Here is a 15,703-nt window from a genome sequence, read left to right as displayed (position 1 = left end):
TTCGATCTCGGCGAAGCGCACAAGGTGGTGGTGCTGTCGGTGACCGAGGGCGAGGACAAGCCGCTCAAATATCCCGACATGTTCGTCGCCGCCGACCTGCTGCTGCTCAACAAGTCCGATCTGCTGCCGCATCTCGATTTCGACGTCGGCCTCTGCCTCGCCAATGCGCTGCGGATCAATCCGCATCTGCAGACGCTGGTCGTCTCGGCCAAGACCGGCGAAGGCCTGGCGGCCTTCGTCGCCTGGATCGAAACTTCCGCAGCGCCGCGCGCCGCGGCTCTGGCCAAGGCTTAAGATGACCGCGCAGCGCGCCTTCGCTTCCGATCGCGAGCGGCGCTTGCGCCTGCGCGTGCGCGGCGCGGTGCAGGGCGTCGGCTTCCGCCCGCATGTCTATGGCCTCGCCGCGCGGCTCAGCCTCAGCGGCTTCGTGCGCAACGACGCCGAGGGCGTGCTGATCGAGGTCGAGGGCGCCGGCGCCGACCAGTTCGTCCACGCGCTGCGGCTCGCGCCGCCGCCGCTGGCGCGCATCGATTCGCTCGACGTCGCCGAACTGCCGCTCAGCGGCGGAGCGGAGTTCGTCATCGCCGCGACTGTGGCCGGCGCGTCGCTGACCCGCATCGGCGCCGACGTCGCGGTGTGCGAGGCATGCCTGACCGAGCTCTTCGACCCCAAGAGCCGCTTCTATCGCTATCCGCTGGTCAACTGCACCCATTGCGGGCCGCGCTACACGCTGACGCGCGCGCTGCCCTACGACCGCGCCCAGACCTCGATGGCGCCCTTCGCGATGTGTCCGGATTGCGCGCGCGACTATGCGGACCCGACCAACCGCCGCTTCCATGCCGAGCCGATCGCCTGCCGCGAATGCGGCCCCAAGCTCGATACGGAGATCGCCGACGTCGCCGATTGCCTCGGCAAGGGCGGCGTCGTCGCGCTCAAGGGCCTCGGCGGCTACCACCTCCTCTGCGACGCGCGCGACGAAGCCACGGTGGCGCGGCTGCGCCGGCTGAAGGCGCGCGAGGCCAAGCCGTTCGCCGTCATGGTGACCAACGCCGCCAGCGCGGCGCGCGTCGCCGAGATCTCGGAGGCGGAGCGCGCGCTGCTCGAATCGCGTCCGCGGCCGATCGTGCTCGTGCGCAGCCGCGGCGCGCTCGCGCCGAGCGTCGCGCCCGGCCTCGCCGAGGTCGGGCTGATGCTCGCCTATACGCCGCTGCAATGGCTGGTCCTGCACGCGCTCGCCGGCGAGCCCGACTTCGCCGCCTGGCGCCATGCCCCCAACGATCTCGCGCTCGTCGCCACCAGCGCCAATTTCGGCGGCGAACCGCTGATCGCCGACGACGACGAGGCGCGCCGCCGCCTCGCGCCGATCGCCGATCTCGTCGTCGGCCACGCGCGCCAGATCGTCGTGCGCGCCGACGATTCGGTGATGCGCGTCCTCGACGGCGCGCCGGCCTTCATCCGCCGCGCGCGCGGCTTCGTCCCCGAGCCGATCGACCTCGGCGTCGAGGGGCCGAGCGTACTCGCCGCCGGCGCCGACCTCAAGAATACGATCACGCTGACGCGCGGCCGCGAGGCGTTCGTGTCGCAATATGTCGGCGACCTCGACGATCGCGACACGATCCGCTTCCGCGACGAGACGATCGCCCATTTGAAGCGCATCCTGGCGATCGAGCCGGAAATCGCCGCCTGCGACCTCCATCCCGATTTCCACTCGACCCGCGCGGCGGAGGCGACCGGCCTGCCGATCGCGCGGGTGCAGCATCATCTCGCCCATGTCGCGGCGGTCGCCGCCGAGCATCGGCTTTCCGGCGGCGTGCTCGGCGTCGCGCTCGACGGCCAGGGTTACGGGACCGACGCAAGGCCATGGGGCGGCGAACTGATCACGCTCGACGGCGCGGACTGGGAGCGTGTCGGCTGGCTCGAGCCGCTCCCTTTGCCGGGCGGCGACGCGGCGGCGCGCGAGCCGTGGCGGATGGGCGTCGCGGCGCTCGCCATGCTCGGCCGGCTCGACGCGGCGGCGCGGCTGCTGCCGGCCGCGCCCAACGCGGCGCGGCTCGCCGCGCGCTTTACGGCCGGCGCGCATTTTCCGCTGACGACCAGTCTCGGCCGCGTCTTCGACGCCGCGGCGGCGCTCGCCGGCGTGCGGCTCATGCAGCATTACGAAGGCCAGGCGGCGATGGAACTCGAAGCTCTGGTCGCGCGCCCGCGCGCCGGCGCCGGGCTATGGCGCATCGTCGAGGGTTGCCTCGTTCTGCGGCCTTTGTTCGCGGCGCTGATCGACGAGAACTTGCGCGGCCGCGAAGCGGCGGAACTGTTCCACGGAACCCTGATCGCCGCGCTCGACGCCTGGATCGCCGCCGCGGCCGCGGCGCACGACCTCACGCAGGTCGCCCTCGGCGGCGGTTGCCTGATGAACCGCGTGCTCGCCGACGGTCTTGCCGCAGCGTTGCGCGCGCGCGGCCTCGCCGTGTATCTGCCGCGCGCGGCGCCCGCCAACGATGGCGGCGTGTCGCTCGGCCAGGCCGCTTTCGCCCATGCGCTGCTCAGCGCCGGCGCGTCGCTTTCGGAGGACTGAACCTATGTGTCTCGCCATTCCCGTCCAGGTGACGGAGCTCCTGCCCGACGACATGGCCAAGGTCAGCCTCGACGGCGTGACCAAGGTCGTCTCGACCGCGTTGGTCGAGGACCTGCAGGTCGGCGACTACGTCGTGCTGCACGTCGGCTACGCTTTGTCGAAGATCGACCCGGAGGAGGCGGCGCGCACGCTCGAGCTGTTCGCTTCGGCCGGAGAGGCGGCATGAAAGCCACCGCTTGCTCTGCTCCGTCATGGCCGGGCTTGACCCGGCCATCCAAGCAGCTCCGCTTGACGCTTCTCCACGCCCTTCACGCCCGGGCAGCCGGGCTGGATGGCCGGGTCAAGCCCGGCCATGACGCGTGGAGGGCGTTAGGCCAATCTGGAGGCGCCGCGCCATGAAATACGTCGACGAATACCGCGACGGCGCGTTGGCGCAGACGATCGCGGCGGCGATCCGCCGTGAGGCCGATCCGGCGCGCGAATACCACTTCATGGAGTTCTGCGGCGGCCACACCCACGCGATCTCGCGCTACGGCCTCGAGGACCTGCTGCCGGCCAACGTCAAGATGATCCACGGGCCCGGCTGCCCGGTCTGCGTTCTGCCGGTCGCGCGCATCGACATGGCGATCGCCTGCGCGCGGCGGCCGGAGGTCACGCTGTGCGTCTACGGCGACCTGATGCGCGTGCCGGGCTCGGGCGGCATGAGCCTGATGAAGGCCAAGGCCGAAGGCGCGGACGTGCGCATGGTCTATTCGACCCTCGACGCATTGCGCATCGCCGAGAAGTCGCCGGAGCGTGAAGTCGTGTTCCTCGCCGTCGGCTTCGAGACGACGACGCCGCCGACCGCGCTGGCGATCCGCGCCGCGGCGAAGAAGGGCCTGACCAACTTCTCCATCCTCTGCAACCACGTGCTGACGCCGGCGGCGATCCAGACCATCCTGCAGAGCCCGGACGTGCGCGAGCTCGGCAGCGTCAAGATCGACGGCTTCATCGGCCCGGCGCATGTCTCGACGGTCATCGGCCTGCAACCTTACCGGTTCTTCGCCGAGGAATTCGAAAAGCCGGTGGTCGTCGCTGGCTTCGAGCCGCTCGACGTCGCCCAGGCGATCCTGATGCTGGTGCGCCAGATCAACGACGGCCGCCACGAGGTCGAGAACCAGTACATCCGCGCCGTCAGCGAATACGGCAACGAGAAGGCGCAGGCCGAAGTCGCCGAGGTGTTCGAGCTCAGGGAGCGCTTCGAATGGCGCGGCCTCGGCGACGTCCCCTACGGAGCGCTGAAGCTGCGCGCCGGCTACGAGCGCTTCGACGCCGAGCGGCGCTTCGACCTCGTCGAGAAGCCGGCGCACGACAATCCGGCCTGCGAATGCGGCGCGATCCTGCGCGGGGTCAAGAAGCCGCGCGATTGCAAACTGTTCGGCACTCTGTGCACGCCCGACACGCCGATGGGTTCGTGCATGGTGTCGCCGGAAGGCGCCTGCTCGGCCCACTGGACCTACGGCCGCTTCCGCGAGGCGGCCAAAGCCGCGTCGCGCGCCGAGGTCGTCGCGCCGCCCCGCGAGGCGGTCGCGTGAGCGCCCAGCAGCCAATTCGCCGCAAGCTCGATATCAAGGCCGGCCGCGTCGACCTTTCGCACGGCGCCGGCGGGCGGGCGATGGCGCAGTTGATCGAGGACGTCTTCCATGTCGCCTTCGACAACGACTGGTTGCGCGCCGGCAACGACCAGTCGGCGTTCGAGGTCGGCGCCGGGCGGATGGTGATGACGACCGACGCCTATGTCGTCTCGCCGCTGTTCTTCCCCGGCGGCGACATCGGCTCGCTCGCCGTTCACGGCACGATCAACGACATCGCCATGGCCGGGGCGAAGCCGCTCTATCTCTCGGCGAGCTTCATCATCGAGGAGGGCTTTCCGCTCGCCGACCTCAAGCGCATTGCCGACAGCATGGGGCAGGCGTCGCGCGCCGCGGGCGTGCCGGTGATTACGGGCGACACCAAAGTCGTCGAGCGCGGCAAGGCCGACGGCGTCTTCATCTCGACCGCTGGAATCGGCGTCACCCCGCCGGGCGTCGTCCTCTCCAGCGACGCGGCGCGGCCTGGCGACGTCGTGCTCGTCTCCGGCACCATGGGCGACCACGGCGTCGCGGTGATGTCGAAGCGCGAGAACCTCGAATTCGATGTCGAGATCCTGTCCGATTCGGCGCCGCTGCACGGACTGGCGGCGGCGATCGTCGCGGCGGGCGGCGCCGGCGTGCGGGTCATGCGCGATCCGACCCGGGGCGGTCTGGCGGCGACGCTCAACGAGCTCGCCCATCAGTCAGGCGTCGGCTTCAGCCTCGAGGAGGCGGCGATCCCGGTGCGCCCCGAGGTCGCGGCGGCCTGCGAATTCCTCGGCCTCGATCCGCTCAACGTCGCCAACGAGGGCAAGCTGGTCGCGATCGTCGCGCCGGACGTCGCCGACGCCGTGCTCGCGGCGATGAAGGCCGATCCGCTCGGCGCCCGCTCGGCGGCGATCGGTCGCGCCGTCGAAGACGCCAACCGCTTCGTCGAAATGCGCACGGCGTTCGGCGGCGGCCGCATCGTCGACTGGCTCGCCGGCGAGCAATTGCCGCGCATATGTTGAATGCGAGCAACCCCCTCTCCTGCTTGCGGGAGAGGGCCGGGGTGAAGGCAGGTCGCGCCGTCTTGAACGCCGTCGTAACGACTCGCCCTCATCCGGCCGCGCTTTGCGCGGCCACCTTCTCCCGCAAGCAGGAGAAGGGATAATGCGCATCCTCATCCTCTGTCACAGCTTCAACTCGCTGACGCAGCGGCTGCACGTCGCGCTGCGCGAGGCGGGGCACGCGGTCGTGGTCGAGTTCGACGTCAACGACTCCGTGACCCACGAGGCGGTCGCGCTGTTCAGGCCTGACCTCGTCCTTGCGCCGTTCCTCAAGCGCGCGATCCCCGAAGACGTCTGGCGCTCGGCGCGCTCGCTCGTCGTCCATCCCGGCGTGCGCGGCGACAGGGGGCCGGCGGCGCTCGACTGGGCGATCCTCGAACGCGAGCCGGTCTGGGGCGTGACGCTGATCGAGGCGCGCGGCGAGATGGACGCCGGCCCGGTGTGGGCGTGGCGCGAATTCCCGATGCGCCAGGCGACCAAGGCGAGCCTCTACCGCCGCGAGGTCGCCGACGCGGCGCTGGCCTGCGTGTTCGAAGCGCTGGCGCGGCTCGCGGCGGGCGAAAAGCAGGCGCCGACGCCGGCCAATGTCGGCCGCGGCCGCCTGCGGCCCGCGTGCGGCGAAGCGCAGCGCCGCATCGATCCTGCGCATTGCGCCGTCGAGGAGGCGCTCGCCATCGCCCGCGCCGCCGACGGCGCGCCCGGCGCGCTGCTGACGCTGTTCGGCGGCGACTGGCGCGTCTACGACCTCAAGCCTGCCGACGGTCTCGCCGGTCCGCCCGGCGAAGCGTTCGCGCGCGCCGAAAGCGCGGTTGCGGTCGGTCTGGTCGATGGCCCGATCTGGATCGGCCAGGCGAAACGGCCGGGCGCGCACGAGATCAAGCTGCCGGCGGCATTGGCCATGGCCGCCTATCTCGACGACCTGCCGTTCGTCGCCGGCCCGTCGCCGCTGCATGTGCGGGAAGAAGACGGCGTCGCGACGTTGAGCTTCGATTTCTACAACGGCGCTTTCTCGACCGCCGATTGCGAGGCGTTGTCGGCGGCGGTCGATCGCGCGCTCGCCCGCCGTCCCCGCGTGCTCGTCCTCACCGGCGGCCCCGATTGCTGGTCGAACGGCCTGCATCTCGGAATCATCGAAGCCGCCGCCTCGCCCGCCGACGAGTCGTGGCGCAACATCAACGCGATGAACGATCTGGTCGAGCGCATCGCACGCGCCGAGGAGGTCTGGACCGTTTCGGCCTTGCGCGGCAATGCCGGCGCCGGCGGCGTGTTCCTGTCGCTCGCCGCCGACGAAGTGTGGATGGGCGAAAACGTGATCCTCAATCCGCACTACAAGGACATGGGCAATCTCTACGGCTCGGAATATTGGACCTATCTGCTGCCCAAGCGGGTCGGTCCCGAGCGCGCGCGCCTCATCGCCGCGGCGCGGCTGCCGATGGGGATTGAAGAGGCGCTGCGGCTTGGCCTCGCCGGCGAGCGGCTGCCAGGAATCCTCGCCGGCGCCGACGCGGCGATTCGCGAGCGCGCCGCGGCGCGCGCCGCCGACACGGAGGGTCTCGCGCGCCGGCTCGAGGCCAAGCGCGCCGCGCGCGCCGCAGACGAAGCGCAAAAGCCGCTCGCCGCCTATCGCGAGGAGGAATTGAAGCGGATGAAGCGCAACTTCTACGGCTTCGACCCCAGCTACCACGTCGCGCGCTACAACTTCATCCGCAAGATCCCGAAGTCGCGCACGCCGCTGACGCTCGCCGTCCACCGCTCGAGCGGGCGCCGCATCACGGACGCGCTTCCTTCTCCCCGCTCGCGGGGAGAAGGTTAGGATGAGGGGCCGGGCGATTGGCCGCGCTACGGAGATAGTCGCCCGGCCCTCACCCCAACCCTCTCCCCGCGCAGAGCGCGGGGCGAGGGGGCGCCTCAGTGCAGATGCTGCGGCGCGTCGGGATTGCGGGCGAGGGCGACCTGCGAAATCGCGACCAGAATCTCGGCCCGCGACTTGAGATCGCGCGCCTCCAGCAGCGCCTGCTTCTCTCTTGCGCCGTAGGGGCTCATCATCGCCAGAGCGTTGACCAGCGTCTCGTTCGACGCCTTCTCGATGTCGTCCCAGTCGACGCCGACCTCGTTGGCCTCGGCGAACGCGCGCAGGGCGTCGACCAGCGCCTTGCGGTCGACCGCGGTCTGGCCCGCGCCCTCGGTGAAGTCGTCGGCGAAGTCGGCATAGTCGACGGCGACCGAGCGATAGCGCGTCGTGACTGCGAGCTCGCTGGCGATGCGGAAGCGCGCGACGCCCATCAGAGTCAAGAAGCAGCGCTTGTCGCCGATCTCGGCGTACTGGACGATCCGCCCGGCGCAACCGACCGGGAACAACACCGGCGACTCGCCGTCGGCGTCTTCGCCGGCGACCGGTTGGATGACGCCGACCAGCCTTTCGCCCGACAGCGCGTCGTCGAGCATTTCGAGATAGCGCGGCTCGAATACGGTCAACTGAATCGGCCGGCGCGGCAGCAGCAGCGCGCCGTCGAGCGGGAACAGCGGCAACACGCCCGGCATGTCGCTCGGGCGGCGATAGTTTCGATAGAGCTTCATCACACTCAATTCGCGCTTGCGCGCCGTCAGCGGGTTAGAACAGGATTGCCGACAGCTTGCGGCGCGCCGTCACGGCGGCCGGATCCATCAGGCCCCAGGCTTCGAAGAACTGCAGCAGCTGCTTGCGCGCCGCCTCGTCGTTCCATTGGCGATCGCGCTTGAAGATCGCCAGCAGCGCGTCGGCCGCTTCGTCGCGCCGTCCCTCGGCGTTGAGCGCCAGCGCGAGGTCGAAGCGCGCCTGGTGATTGTCGGGGTTCTCGGCGACCGCCTTCTCCAACGGCGCGAGGTCGCCGATCGCGGCGGCCTGCTCGGCGACGTGCAACGCCGCCGCCGCCGCAGCGATCGCCGCGTCGGGCTCGCGGCCCGCAGCGGGCGGGGGCGCCATCGACAACACCGCCTTGGCCTGGTCGAGGTCGCCGGCCTCGACATGCAGCTTCGCCAGGCCGGCGATCGCCTTGAGGTTGCTCTCGTTCTCGGTCAGCACCCGCGCGTAGAGCGCGGCGGCGCCGGCCGCGTCGCCCTTGGCGGCGGCCGCCTGGGCTTCGGCGACGAGTTCGTCGGCTGCGGCGGTCAGCGGTCCGACCAGTCGCTCGATGAACCCGCGCACCTGGCTCTCGGGCAGCGCGCCGACGAAGCCGTCGACCGGCTGGCCCTTGTCGAAGGCGATCACCGCCGGGATCGACTGGATGCCGAGCTGGCCGGCGACCTGCGGATGCTCGTCGATGTTCATCTTGACCAGCGCAACTTTGCCGCCGGAGTCGGCGACCGCCTTCTCTAGGGCCGGCCCGAGCTGCTTGCACGGCCCGCACCACGGCGCCCAGAAGTCGACCAGCACCGGCTGGCGGGTCGAAGCCGTGAGGACGTCGGCTCGGAACGACGCCGTCGTCACTTCCTTGACCGGGGTCGGAGCGCCCGCGCCGTCGCTGTTGGCCATCTCACGTCTCTCCAAAGGGGCCCTCGGCAGGCCCGACCGCGTTTAAATGGCGTCGCCGCCCGGATTATTCAACGCTTTCTGCGCTGAGCGCGACGACCATCGGCTCGTGGCCGGTCGCGCGCAGGAACTTGACGACGTCGGCGCTGCCCAGTCCGGTGGTGCGGGTGTTGACCAACGGGTGGAAGTTGAGCCGCTCGTGCTTCATCATCTCGGCGTCGAGCACCACCGTGACTCGGCCTTCCGTGTCGTTGATCGCCCCGAACGGGGTCACGGCGCCGGGTTTGACTCCCCAGACCGCCTCCAAGAGCTCGGCCGAGCCGAACGAGACCCGCCCTTGCGCGCCGATGCGCTCGTGGACGCGCTTGAGGTCGACTGGCGTATCTTCGCCGAGCACCAGCAGGAACAACCGGCTCTTTTTGTCCTTCACGAACAGGTTCTTGACGTGGCCGCCGGGAATGTCGCCGCGCAAGGCCTGCGATTCCTCGACCGTATGCAGGGGCGGATGTTCGACGGTCGAGGCGGCGACGCCGAGGGAAGCAAGATATGCGAGAAGTTCGTCGGAAGTGGCGGCCATGCCGGCGCTTGTAGTGGCCGCCGACGGCAGCGGCAAGGCGGACCGGGTCGCTTAAGCCCCGCTTCCGGCGGCGAACAGCAGCGCGAGGCCGAAGGCGACGACCAGCAGCGCGGCGAGGAACTCGACCCCGCGCGCGGCAAGCGCGATGCGCGAGTCGTCGCCTGCCGCCATGCGCATCGCCACGCGCTTGGCGAACACCGCGGCGAACGCCAGCGCGCCCGTGGTCAGCGCGACGCCGAGCGACATCGCGACGACCGCGCCGATTCCGGCGGCGAACAGCCCTTGCGCCAGGGCGAAGACGAGGACGAGGATCGCGCCCGAGCACGGCCGCGAACCGGCCGCGAGCACGGTCGCCGCGGCGCCGCGCCAGGAAAAGCCCGCTTCGAGCGTGGCCGGGTCGGGCGCATGCAGATGTCCGCAGGCGGCTGGGTCGTCGGCCGCCGCTTCCGCCATCCCGTCCGGCGAGTGGGCGCGGAAGGCGACTGCGGCGCCCAAATCCGCCGCCGGCCGCCACGGCGCTTCGGCATAGGCCGGCGCGGCTGCGAGCGCGGCGCGATGGGCGAAGCGCGCTTTCAGCGCGGCGAGGAGCGCGCGACCCTTGGTCACGGTCAGCCACAGGCCGATGGCGATGACGCCGCTGCAGCTCGCCAGCGCGAGCCAGTCGGCGGCGGCGTTCATTTCCGACGCAGTCGCGTTGAAGATCAGCGCCGCCGCGCCGACCAGCGCCACCGCCACCGATCCCTGCAGCATTGCAGCGAGGAAAGAGAGGACAATTCCGCGCTTCAGCGCACGGTCGCTCGCCATCATGTAGGAGGCGATGATCGCCTTGCCGTGGCCCGGTCCGGCGGCGTGGAAGACGCCATAGGCGAAGCCGAAGCCGATCAGGCCCCAGATGGCCGCCGGGTCGCCGTGCAGCGCGTGCACGTCGGCGGCGATCAGCCGGGTCAGCGCCGACTGCATTTCCATGATCCAGCCGGTGAGGCCGCCGCTCGCGCCGCCGCCGCCTTCGCCGCCGCCGACCATGAACGGCCGATGCGCGAGCTGGGCCAAGGCCGGAGACGCGACGAGCGCGGCGATCACGACGGGCGCCGAGCGGCTGAGGGAGCGAAAACGAATCATGGGCAGGCGACGATGACGCGGCTCGCCATCTTGAAGCCGAAGTTGGTTCCCGGCGCCAAGTTGGTGAAGAAGGATTCGCTGAGCTTCTGCTGGTCCTGGCCTTCGAGCGGTTTCGGCTTGGCGATCGATGCCGAGCAGCCTGAGGGCGCGGCGACGAGCGCGATCGCGTCGTTGTCGTCGAACTCGAAGTCGATGAAATATTCGGGGTCGGCGACCAGCAGCGAGAAATATTGCCCGGGAGCGGCCGGCGTCTTCAGATGCAAGTCGACGTGGAAGGTGACGAGATGGTCGGACCGCTCCTCCATCCAATAGTCGCCGTCCTTGACCGGCCCGAACTCGACTGCCTTGCCGCCGATCTTGAGCGTGGTGAAATAGCCGATCTCGGCCAGGCCGCCGGCGTTCTCGCGCGCCAGCGGGGCGAAGATGTCGCGCGTGACCAGCTCGCCCGGCTTGGCGAGCCCCTGGGTGGCGAAGGACGAATACATCTCGTCGAACACCCAGTCGTGGGTCACCGAGACGACCTTGCCGTCGGCGAAGCCGACCTTGCTGCGCACGGTCACCCAGACGTGGGGATGGGCGGCAGCGACGGCGGGCGCAAACGCGAGCAGGGCGGCGAGCAGCAGGGCGAGGGTCGGTCGGCGGGCGGGCGAGGCGGAATTCACAGACCGTTCCGTATCGGGGCGGCGGGGCGAAGCGCCCGTTTGGCCGCGAACTGCGGCGCCAGCAAGGCCGCCGGCATGGTTTAGCCTTTCTTTAGGCGAAGCGCTCATTCTACGACGATGGCGCGTAGCGTTTGGCCAAAAGTCGCCTTGGGCGCGGCCCTCTTCTCCCTCGCCGGCTGCGGCTGGCTGGAGCGCGCCGAGCGCCCGGCCTGGCGCGCGCAGGCGGAGAATTACTGCCTCGCTCGCGACCTGGTGAAGCCTTCCGCTTATATCGAGCCGCAACCGGAGATCGACGGACCCGGCATCTGCGGCCTCACCCACCCGTTCAAGGTGTCGGCGCTGGCCGAGGGGACGGTCGCGGTCGACAAGAACGTGACGATCGGCTGCCCGCTGGTCGTCGCGCTCGAAGCCTGGCTCGCCGAAATCGTCCAGCCTTACGCCCAGGCCGACTTCGGCGAGGCCGTGGTCGAGCTCGAGGCGTTCGGCGCGTATTCTTGCCGCAGCGTCGACAACATGTATGGCGCGCCGTTGTCGGAGCATTCGTTCGGCAACGCGATCGACGTCTCCGGCTTCCGTCTCGCCAGCGGCCGCGAGATCGTGATCGTGCGCGACTGGAAGAAGACCGGCAGCCAGGAGGCGACGTTCCTGCGCGAGGTCCACGCCGGCGCCTGCCAGCACTTCACCACCGTGCTTGGGCCCGGCGCCGACGTCTTCCACTACAACCATTTCCATCTCGACCTGGCGATGCACGGCTCGACCTCGACCGGCCCGCGCCGCTATTGCCGGCCGAACCCGCCGCCCGACCTGCAGCCGCCGCCCGGCCGGCCCGACGGCCTGCCGCCCGCGCCCGATCTCGACGAGCCGATGGACGTCGCCCGCGCCTCGATGCGGCCGGACGCCGGCCCGCTCGACCTGCACGGACCCTCGGCGGCGATCCCGCCGCCGGTCGCCTTCGAGGTCAAGCCCGCGCCGCCGCCGGTGCTGCCGCCCGACGACATCGACGGCGCGCCGACCTCGGCGATCCCGCTGTCGAAAGACGACTGAGCCTCAGGCGAGCGGCTTGGTCGCGCCGCGGAAGGCGAAGCGCGGCGGGCGCTTGGCGACGAAGGCGGCGCGGCCTTCGCGGAAATCCTCGCCGAGCGCCGCGTCCTCGACCGCTGCCCGGAGCGCCGCGCTGTCGAGCGCCAGGCCGGCGGCGAGCGCGTCGACGATCCGCTTGGCGCCGCGGATCGAGCGCTGGCTGAGTCCAACGAGCGCGGCGGCGTAATCTTCGACGCTCGCCTTGAGCGCCGCCGCCGGAACGACGCGATCGACGAGGCCGATCGCCAGCGCCTCGGCCGGCGCGACGCGGCGGCCGCTGAACAGCAGATCCTTGGCCCGCGCCGGGCCGATCAGCGCGACGAGACGGCTCGTCTCGATCGGCCCGTAGACGAGGCCGAGCTTGGCCGGCGGCGCCGCCAGATGCGAATCGTCGGCGGCGAAACGCAGGTCGCAACTCAGCGCCACGGCGAGCCCGCCGCCGATCGCCGAGCCTTCGATCGCGGCGATCGTCGGCCGATCGAGCGCGGCGAGCGCGCCGAAAGCGGCCTGCATCGCGTCGACATAGTCGCGCGTCGCCGCGGCGTCGCGATAGACGGTCTCGAACTCGGCGATGTCGGCGCCGGCGGAGAAATGGCCGCCCGCGCCTTCGACGACGACGGTGAGCGCCTCGGCGCGCGCTGCGATCGCCGCGCAGGCCTCGCTCAGGGCGCGCCAGGAAGCGCGGTTGAGCGCGTTGCGCCGCGCCGGCGCGTTGAAGCGGATGCGCGCCAGTGCGCCGTCGAAGATGAGCTCGAGATCGCCCATGCGGGACTCGCCGAAGTTTTGTGAAGGACCGTCAGGCTTTTGACCCAAAAGCGGCTCTGGAGCAAACTCGCGGCGAGACGCGTGCGCATGCGTCTCTTCTCCCCGCGAGCGGGGAGAGGGGATTTCAGAGAGGACGGAATGAGCGAAGTCTATCCGCGCGACATGATCGGCTATGGCCGGACGCCGCCGTTCGCCGACTGGCCGGGCGGGGCGCGCGTCGCGTTGCAATTCGTCGTCAATTACGAAGAGGGCGGCGAGAACAACGTCCTGCACGGCGACGCCGCCTCGGAAGCGTTCCTGTCCGAGATCGTCGGCGCCCAGCCGTGGCCGGGCATGCGCCACATGAACATGGAATCGATCTACGAATACGGCTCGCGCGCCGGCTTCTGGCGGCTGCACCGGCTGTTCACCGAGCGCGACGCGCCGGTCACCGTCTTCGCCGTCGCCACCGCGATGGCGCGCAACCCGGACGCGGTGGCGGCGATGAACGAAGCCGGCTGGGAGATCGCCACCCACGGCTACAAGTGGATCGACTATCGCGACACGCCGCGCGAGGTCGAGGCGAGCCACATCGCCGAGGCGGTCCGCATCCACACGGAGGTCGCCGGCAAGCGGCCGCTCGGCTTCTATCAGGGCCGCTCGTCGATCAACACCATCCCGCTCGGCTGCGAGGAGGGCGGCTTTCTCTATTGCGCCGATGCCTACGCCGACGATCTGCCCTATTGGATCGAGGGGCCGAAGGGGCCGCAACTGATCGCGCCCTACACGCTCGATTCCAACGACATGCGTTTCGCCGCGCCGCAGGGCTTCAATTCCGGCGACCAGTTCTACACTTACCTCAAGGACGCGTTCGACGTGCTCTACGCCGAGGGCGCGACGGCGCCGAAGATGCTGTCGATCGGCCTGCATTGCCGCCTGGTCGGCCGGCCGGCGCGCGCCGCCTCGCTGGCGCGCTTCGTCGATTACGCGCTTCAGCACGACAAGGTGTGGTTCGCGACAAGGCTCGACATCGCCCGCCACTGGATCGCCAAGCACAAGCCGCCGGGCGGCTGGAAGCCGTCGCGGCTGACGCGGACGCTGTTCGTCGAGCGCTTCGGCGGCGTCTACGAGCATTCGCGCTGGATCGCCGAAGCCGCCTATGACGCGGGGCTGACCGCGGAGGCCGACGGCGCCGGCGGTCTCGCCAAGGCGATGGCGCGCGCCGCCGCCAAGGGGAGCGAGGCGCAGAGGCGCGCGCTGATCGACGCCCATCCCGATCTCGCCGGCAAGCTGGCGCTGGCCAAGGGGCTGACCGCCGAATCGACGCGCGAGCAGAAGGGCGCCGGCCTCGACCGGCTGACGCCCGACGAGCTCAAGCGCTTCAGCGACGCCAACGCCGCCTATCGCGCCCGCTTCGGCGTCCCGTTCATCCTGGCGGTCAAGGGCAAGACCAAGGCCGAGATCCTCGCCGCGTTCGAGGCGCGGCTGAAGCATGATCCGGCGGCCGAATTCAAGACCGCGCTGATCGAGATCGACCGCATCGCCGCGCTGCGCATCGGGGAGATCATGGCGTGACGCAACGGATCGTTCGCGGCCGCGTCCTCACCTTCCGCGACGATCCGCGCCTCGCCGGCGCGCGCGCCTGGCGGCTGATCGACGACGGCGCATTGGCGATCGAAGACGGGCTGATCGCCGCCGTCGGCGAGGCGCGCGAGATTCTTAGCCGCGCGCCGAAAGACGCGGCGATCGACGACCATGCCGGCAAGCTGGTGCTGCCCGGCCTGATCGACGCCCACATCCATTATCCGCAGACCCGCGTGATCGGCTCCTACGGCGCGCAGCTCTTGGACTGGCTCAACAAGTACACCTTCGTCGAAGAGCAGAAGTTCGCCGACCCCGCCCACAGCGCCGCGGTGGCGCGCTTCTTCCTCGACGAGCTGTTCCGCCAGGGCACGACCACCGCCTGCGTCTATTGCACCGTGCATCCCGCCTCGGTCGACGCGTTCTTCGCCGAGGCCGAGCGGCGCGGCGCGCGCATGATCGCCGGCAAGGCGCTGATGGACCGCAACGCGCCGCCGGGCCTGATGGACAATGCGCAAAGCGGCTACGACGAGACCAACGCGCTGATCGCACGCTGGCGCGGCCGGGGCCGGCTCGACTACGCGATCACGCCGCGCTTCGCCGTCACCTCGACCGAAGCGCAACTCGAGGCCTCGGGCGCGCTCGCCGCCGAGCATCGCGACGCCTATGTGCAAACCCACCTCGACGAGAACTTCGCCGAGATCGCCTTGGTCAAACGGCAGTTCCCGTGGGCCAAGACCTATCTCGACGTCTACGCGCGCTACGGCCTGTTGGGGCCGCGCTCGATCTTCGGCCATTGCATCCATCTCGCCGAATCGGAAGTCGCGGCGCTGACCAGCAGCGGCTCGATCGCCGCCTTCTGCCCGACCTCGAACCTGTTTCTCGGCTCCGGCCTGTTCGACAAGCAGCGGCTCGACAAGGCGGGCGTGCGCGTCGCGCTGGCGACCGACGTCGGCGGCGGCACCAGCTATTCGATGCTGGCGACCGCGGCCGAGGGCTACAAGGTGCTGCAGATGGGCGGCCAGTCGTGGCCGGCGACGCAGGCCTTCTACCAGATGACCCTCGGCAACGCGCGCGCGCTGTCGTTGCAGGACCGCGTCGGCGCGATCGAGCCCGGCCGCGAAGCCGACCTCGTCGTCCTCGATTCCCACGCCACCCCCGCCATGGCCCACCGCATGGAGTCCCACGAAGGCGACCTCGA

At 70.4% G+C, this 15,703-nt stretch carries 15 protein-coding genes; 9 read left to right on the top strand and 6 right to left on the bottom strand.

Annotated features, from left to right (window positions below; genetic code table 11):
• From ABSF49_RS13850 to ABSF49_RS13825, 6 genes are all read left to right on the top strand, one after another.
• A partial coding sequence (locus tag ABSF49_RS13850) for a GTP-binding protein (protein WP_424113239.1) occupies nt 1–294 on the top strand: 294 nt, incomplete at its 5' end.
• Nucleotide 295: 1 nt separating this feature from the next.
• Nucleotides 296–2,572 (top strand): carbamoyltransferase HypF, encoded by a 2,277-nt coding sequence (gene hypF / locus ABSF49_RS13845; RefSeq protein ID WP_424113238.1) that lies wholly within the window; start codon nt 296–298, stop codon nt 2,570–2,572.
• A 4-nt stretch (nt 2,573–2,576) separates the two neighbouring features.
• On the top strand, nt 2,577–2,798 hold the full coding sequence (locus ABSF49_RS13840; RefSeq protein WP_424113237.1) for a HypC/HybG/HupF family hydrogenase formation chaperone: 222 nt from the start codon (nt 2,577–2,579) through the stop codon (nt 2,796–2,798).
• 169 nt (nt 2,799–2,967) lie between these two features.
• Nucleotides 2,968–4,146, top strand: coding sequence for a hydrogenase formation protein HypD (hypD, locus tag ABSF49_RS13835; protein ID WP_424113236.1), 1,179 nt, complete (start codon nt 2,968–2,970; stop codon nt 4,144–4,146).
• On the top strand, nt 4,143–5,192 hold the full coding sequence (gene hypE, locus ABSF49_RS13830; RefSeq protein ID WP_424113235.1) for a hydrogenase expression/formation protein HypE: 1,050 nt from the start codon (nt 4,143–4,145) through the stop codon (nt 5,190–5,192). Before hypD ends, hypE begins: the two co-directional genes overlap by 4 nt.
• 142 nt (nt 5,193–5,334) lie before the next feature.
• Nucleotides 5,335–7,044, top strand: coding sequence for an enoyl-CoA hydratase-related protein (locus tag ABSF49_RS13825; RefSeq protein ID WP_424113234.1), 1,710 nt, complete (start codon nt 5,335–5,337; stop codon nt 7,042–7,044).
• A 95-nt stretch (nt 7,045–7,139) separates the two neighbouring features.
• On the opposite strand, the gene ABSF49_RS13820 is transcribed toward ABSF49_RS13825, so the two are convergent.
• From ABSF49_RS13820 to ABSF49_RS13800, 5 genes are all read right to left on the bottom strand, one after another.
• Nucleotides 7,140–7,808 (bottom strand): LON peptidase substrate-binding domain-containing protein, encoded by a 669-nt coding sequence (locus ABSF49_RS13820; protein ID WP_424113233.1) that lies wholly within the window; start codon nt 7,806–7,808, stop codon nt 7,140–7,142.
• A 34-nt stretch (nt 7,809–7,842) separates the two neighbouring features.
• Nucleotides 7,843–8,742 (bottom strand): thioredoxin, encoded by a 900-nt coding sequence (trxA, locus tag ABSF49_RS13815; RefSeq protein ID WP_424113232.1) that lies wholly within the window; start codon nt 8,740–8,742, stop codon nt 7,843–7,845.
• Between the two features lie 64 nt (nt 8,743–8,806).
• Nucleotides 8,807–9,316, bottom strand: a complete 510-nt coding sequence (locus ABSF49_RS13810) for a prolyl-tRNA synthetase associated domain-containing protein (protein WP_424113231.1) — start codon at nt 9,314–9,316, stop codon at nt 8,807–8,809.
• Nucleotides 9,317–9,367: 51 nt separating this feature from the next.
• Nucleotides 9,368–10,396, bottom strand: coding sequence for a nickel/cobalt transporter (locus ABSF49_RS13805; protein ID WP_424113230.1), 1,029 nt, complete (start codon nt 10,394–10,396; stop codon nt 9,368–9,370).
• A 35-nt stretch (nt 10,397–10,431) separates the two neighbouring features.
• The gene (locus ABSF49_RS13800; protein WP_424113229.1) at nt 10,432–11,097 is read right to left on the bottom strand and encodes a DUF1007 family protein; all 666 of its coding nucleotides are present in this window, start codon (nt 11,095–11,097) and stop codon (nt 10,432–10,434) included.
• Between the two features lie 147 nt (nt 11,098–11,244).
• On the opposite strand from ABSF49_RS13800, the gene ABSF49_RS13795 reads away from it, so the two are divergent.
• Nucleotides 11,245–12,141 (top strand): extensin-like domain-containing protein, encoded by an 897-nt coding sequence (locus ABSF49_RS13795; RefSeq protein ID WP_424113228.1) that lies wholly within the window; start codon nt 11,245–11,247, stop codon nt 12,139–12,141.
• Between the two features lie 3 nt (nt 12,142–12,144).
• Here the strand turns inward: ABSF49_RS13795 and ABSF49_RS13790 are convergent, their stop codons facing one another.
• Complete coding sequence (locus tag ABSF49_RS13790; RefSeq protein WP_424113227.1) at nt 12,145–12,942, bottom strand: enoyl-CoA hydratase/isomerase family protein; 798 nt, start codon at nt 12,940–12,942, stop codon at nt 12,145–12,147.
• A gap of 138 nt (nt 12,943–13,080) precedes the next feature.
• On the opposite strand from ABSF49_RS13790, the gene puuE reads away from it, so the two are divergent.
• Nucleotides 13,081–14,496 carry an allantoinase PuuE gene (gene puuE / locus ABSF49_RS13785; RefSeq protein ID WP_424113226.1) on the top strand — a complete coding sequence of 472 codons (1,416 nt, stop codon included), beginning with the start codon at nt 13,081–13,083 and terminating at the stop codon, nt 14,494–14,496.
• A partial coding sequence (gene guaD / locus ABSF49_RS13780) for a guanine deaminase (protein WP_424113225.1) occupies nt 14,493–15,703 on the top strand: 1,211 nt, incomplete at its 3' end. The genes puuE and guaD, both read left to right, overlap by 4 nt.

Source organism: Roseiarcus sp. (assembly GCF_049514155.1).
Classification (GTDB): Bacteria; Pseudomonadota; Alphaproteobacteria; order Rhizobiales; family Beijerinckiaceae; genus Roseiarcus.
This window is presented reverse-complemented; position numbering and strand designations above follow the sequence as displayed.

Coding starts and splice junctions, on each gene's coding strand:
- hypF (WP_424113238.1), top strand. CDS start 296: ATGACCGCGCAGCGCGCCTTCGCTTCCGATCGCGAGCGGCGCTTGCGC.
- ABSF49_RS13840 (WP_424113237.1), top strand. CDS start 2,577: ATGTGTCTCGCCATTCCCGTCCAGGTGACGGAGCTCCTGCCCGACGAC.
- hypD (WP_424113236.1), top strand. CDS start 2,968: ATGAAATACGTCGACGAATACCGCGACGGCGCGTTGGCGCAGACGATC.
- ABSF49_RS13825 (WP_424113234.1), top strand. CDS start 5,335: ATGCGCATCCTCATCCTCTGTCACAGCTTCAACTCGCTGACGCAGCGG.
- ABSF49_RS13820 (WP_424113233.1), bottom strand. CDS start 7,808: ATGAAGCTCTATCGAAACTATCGCCGCCCGAGCGACATGCCGGGCGTG.
- trxA (WP_424113232.1), bottom strand. CDS start 8,742: ATGGCCAACAGCGACGGCGCGGGCGCTCCGACCCCGGTCAAGGAAGTG.
- ABSF49_RS13810 (WP_424113231.1), bottom strand. CDS start 9,316: ATGGCCGCCACTTCCGACGAACTTCTCGCATATCTTGCTTCCCTCGGC.
- ABSF49_RS13790 (WP_424113227.1), bottom strand. CDS start 12,942: ATGGGCGATCTCGAGCTCATCTTCGACGGCGCACTGGCGCGCATCCGC.
- puuE (WP_424113226.1), top strand. CDS start 13,081: ATGAGCGAAGTCTATCCGCGCGACATGATCGGCTATGGCCGGACGCCG.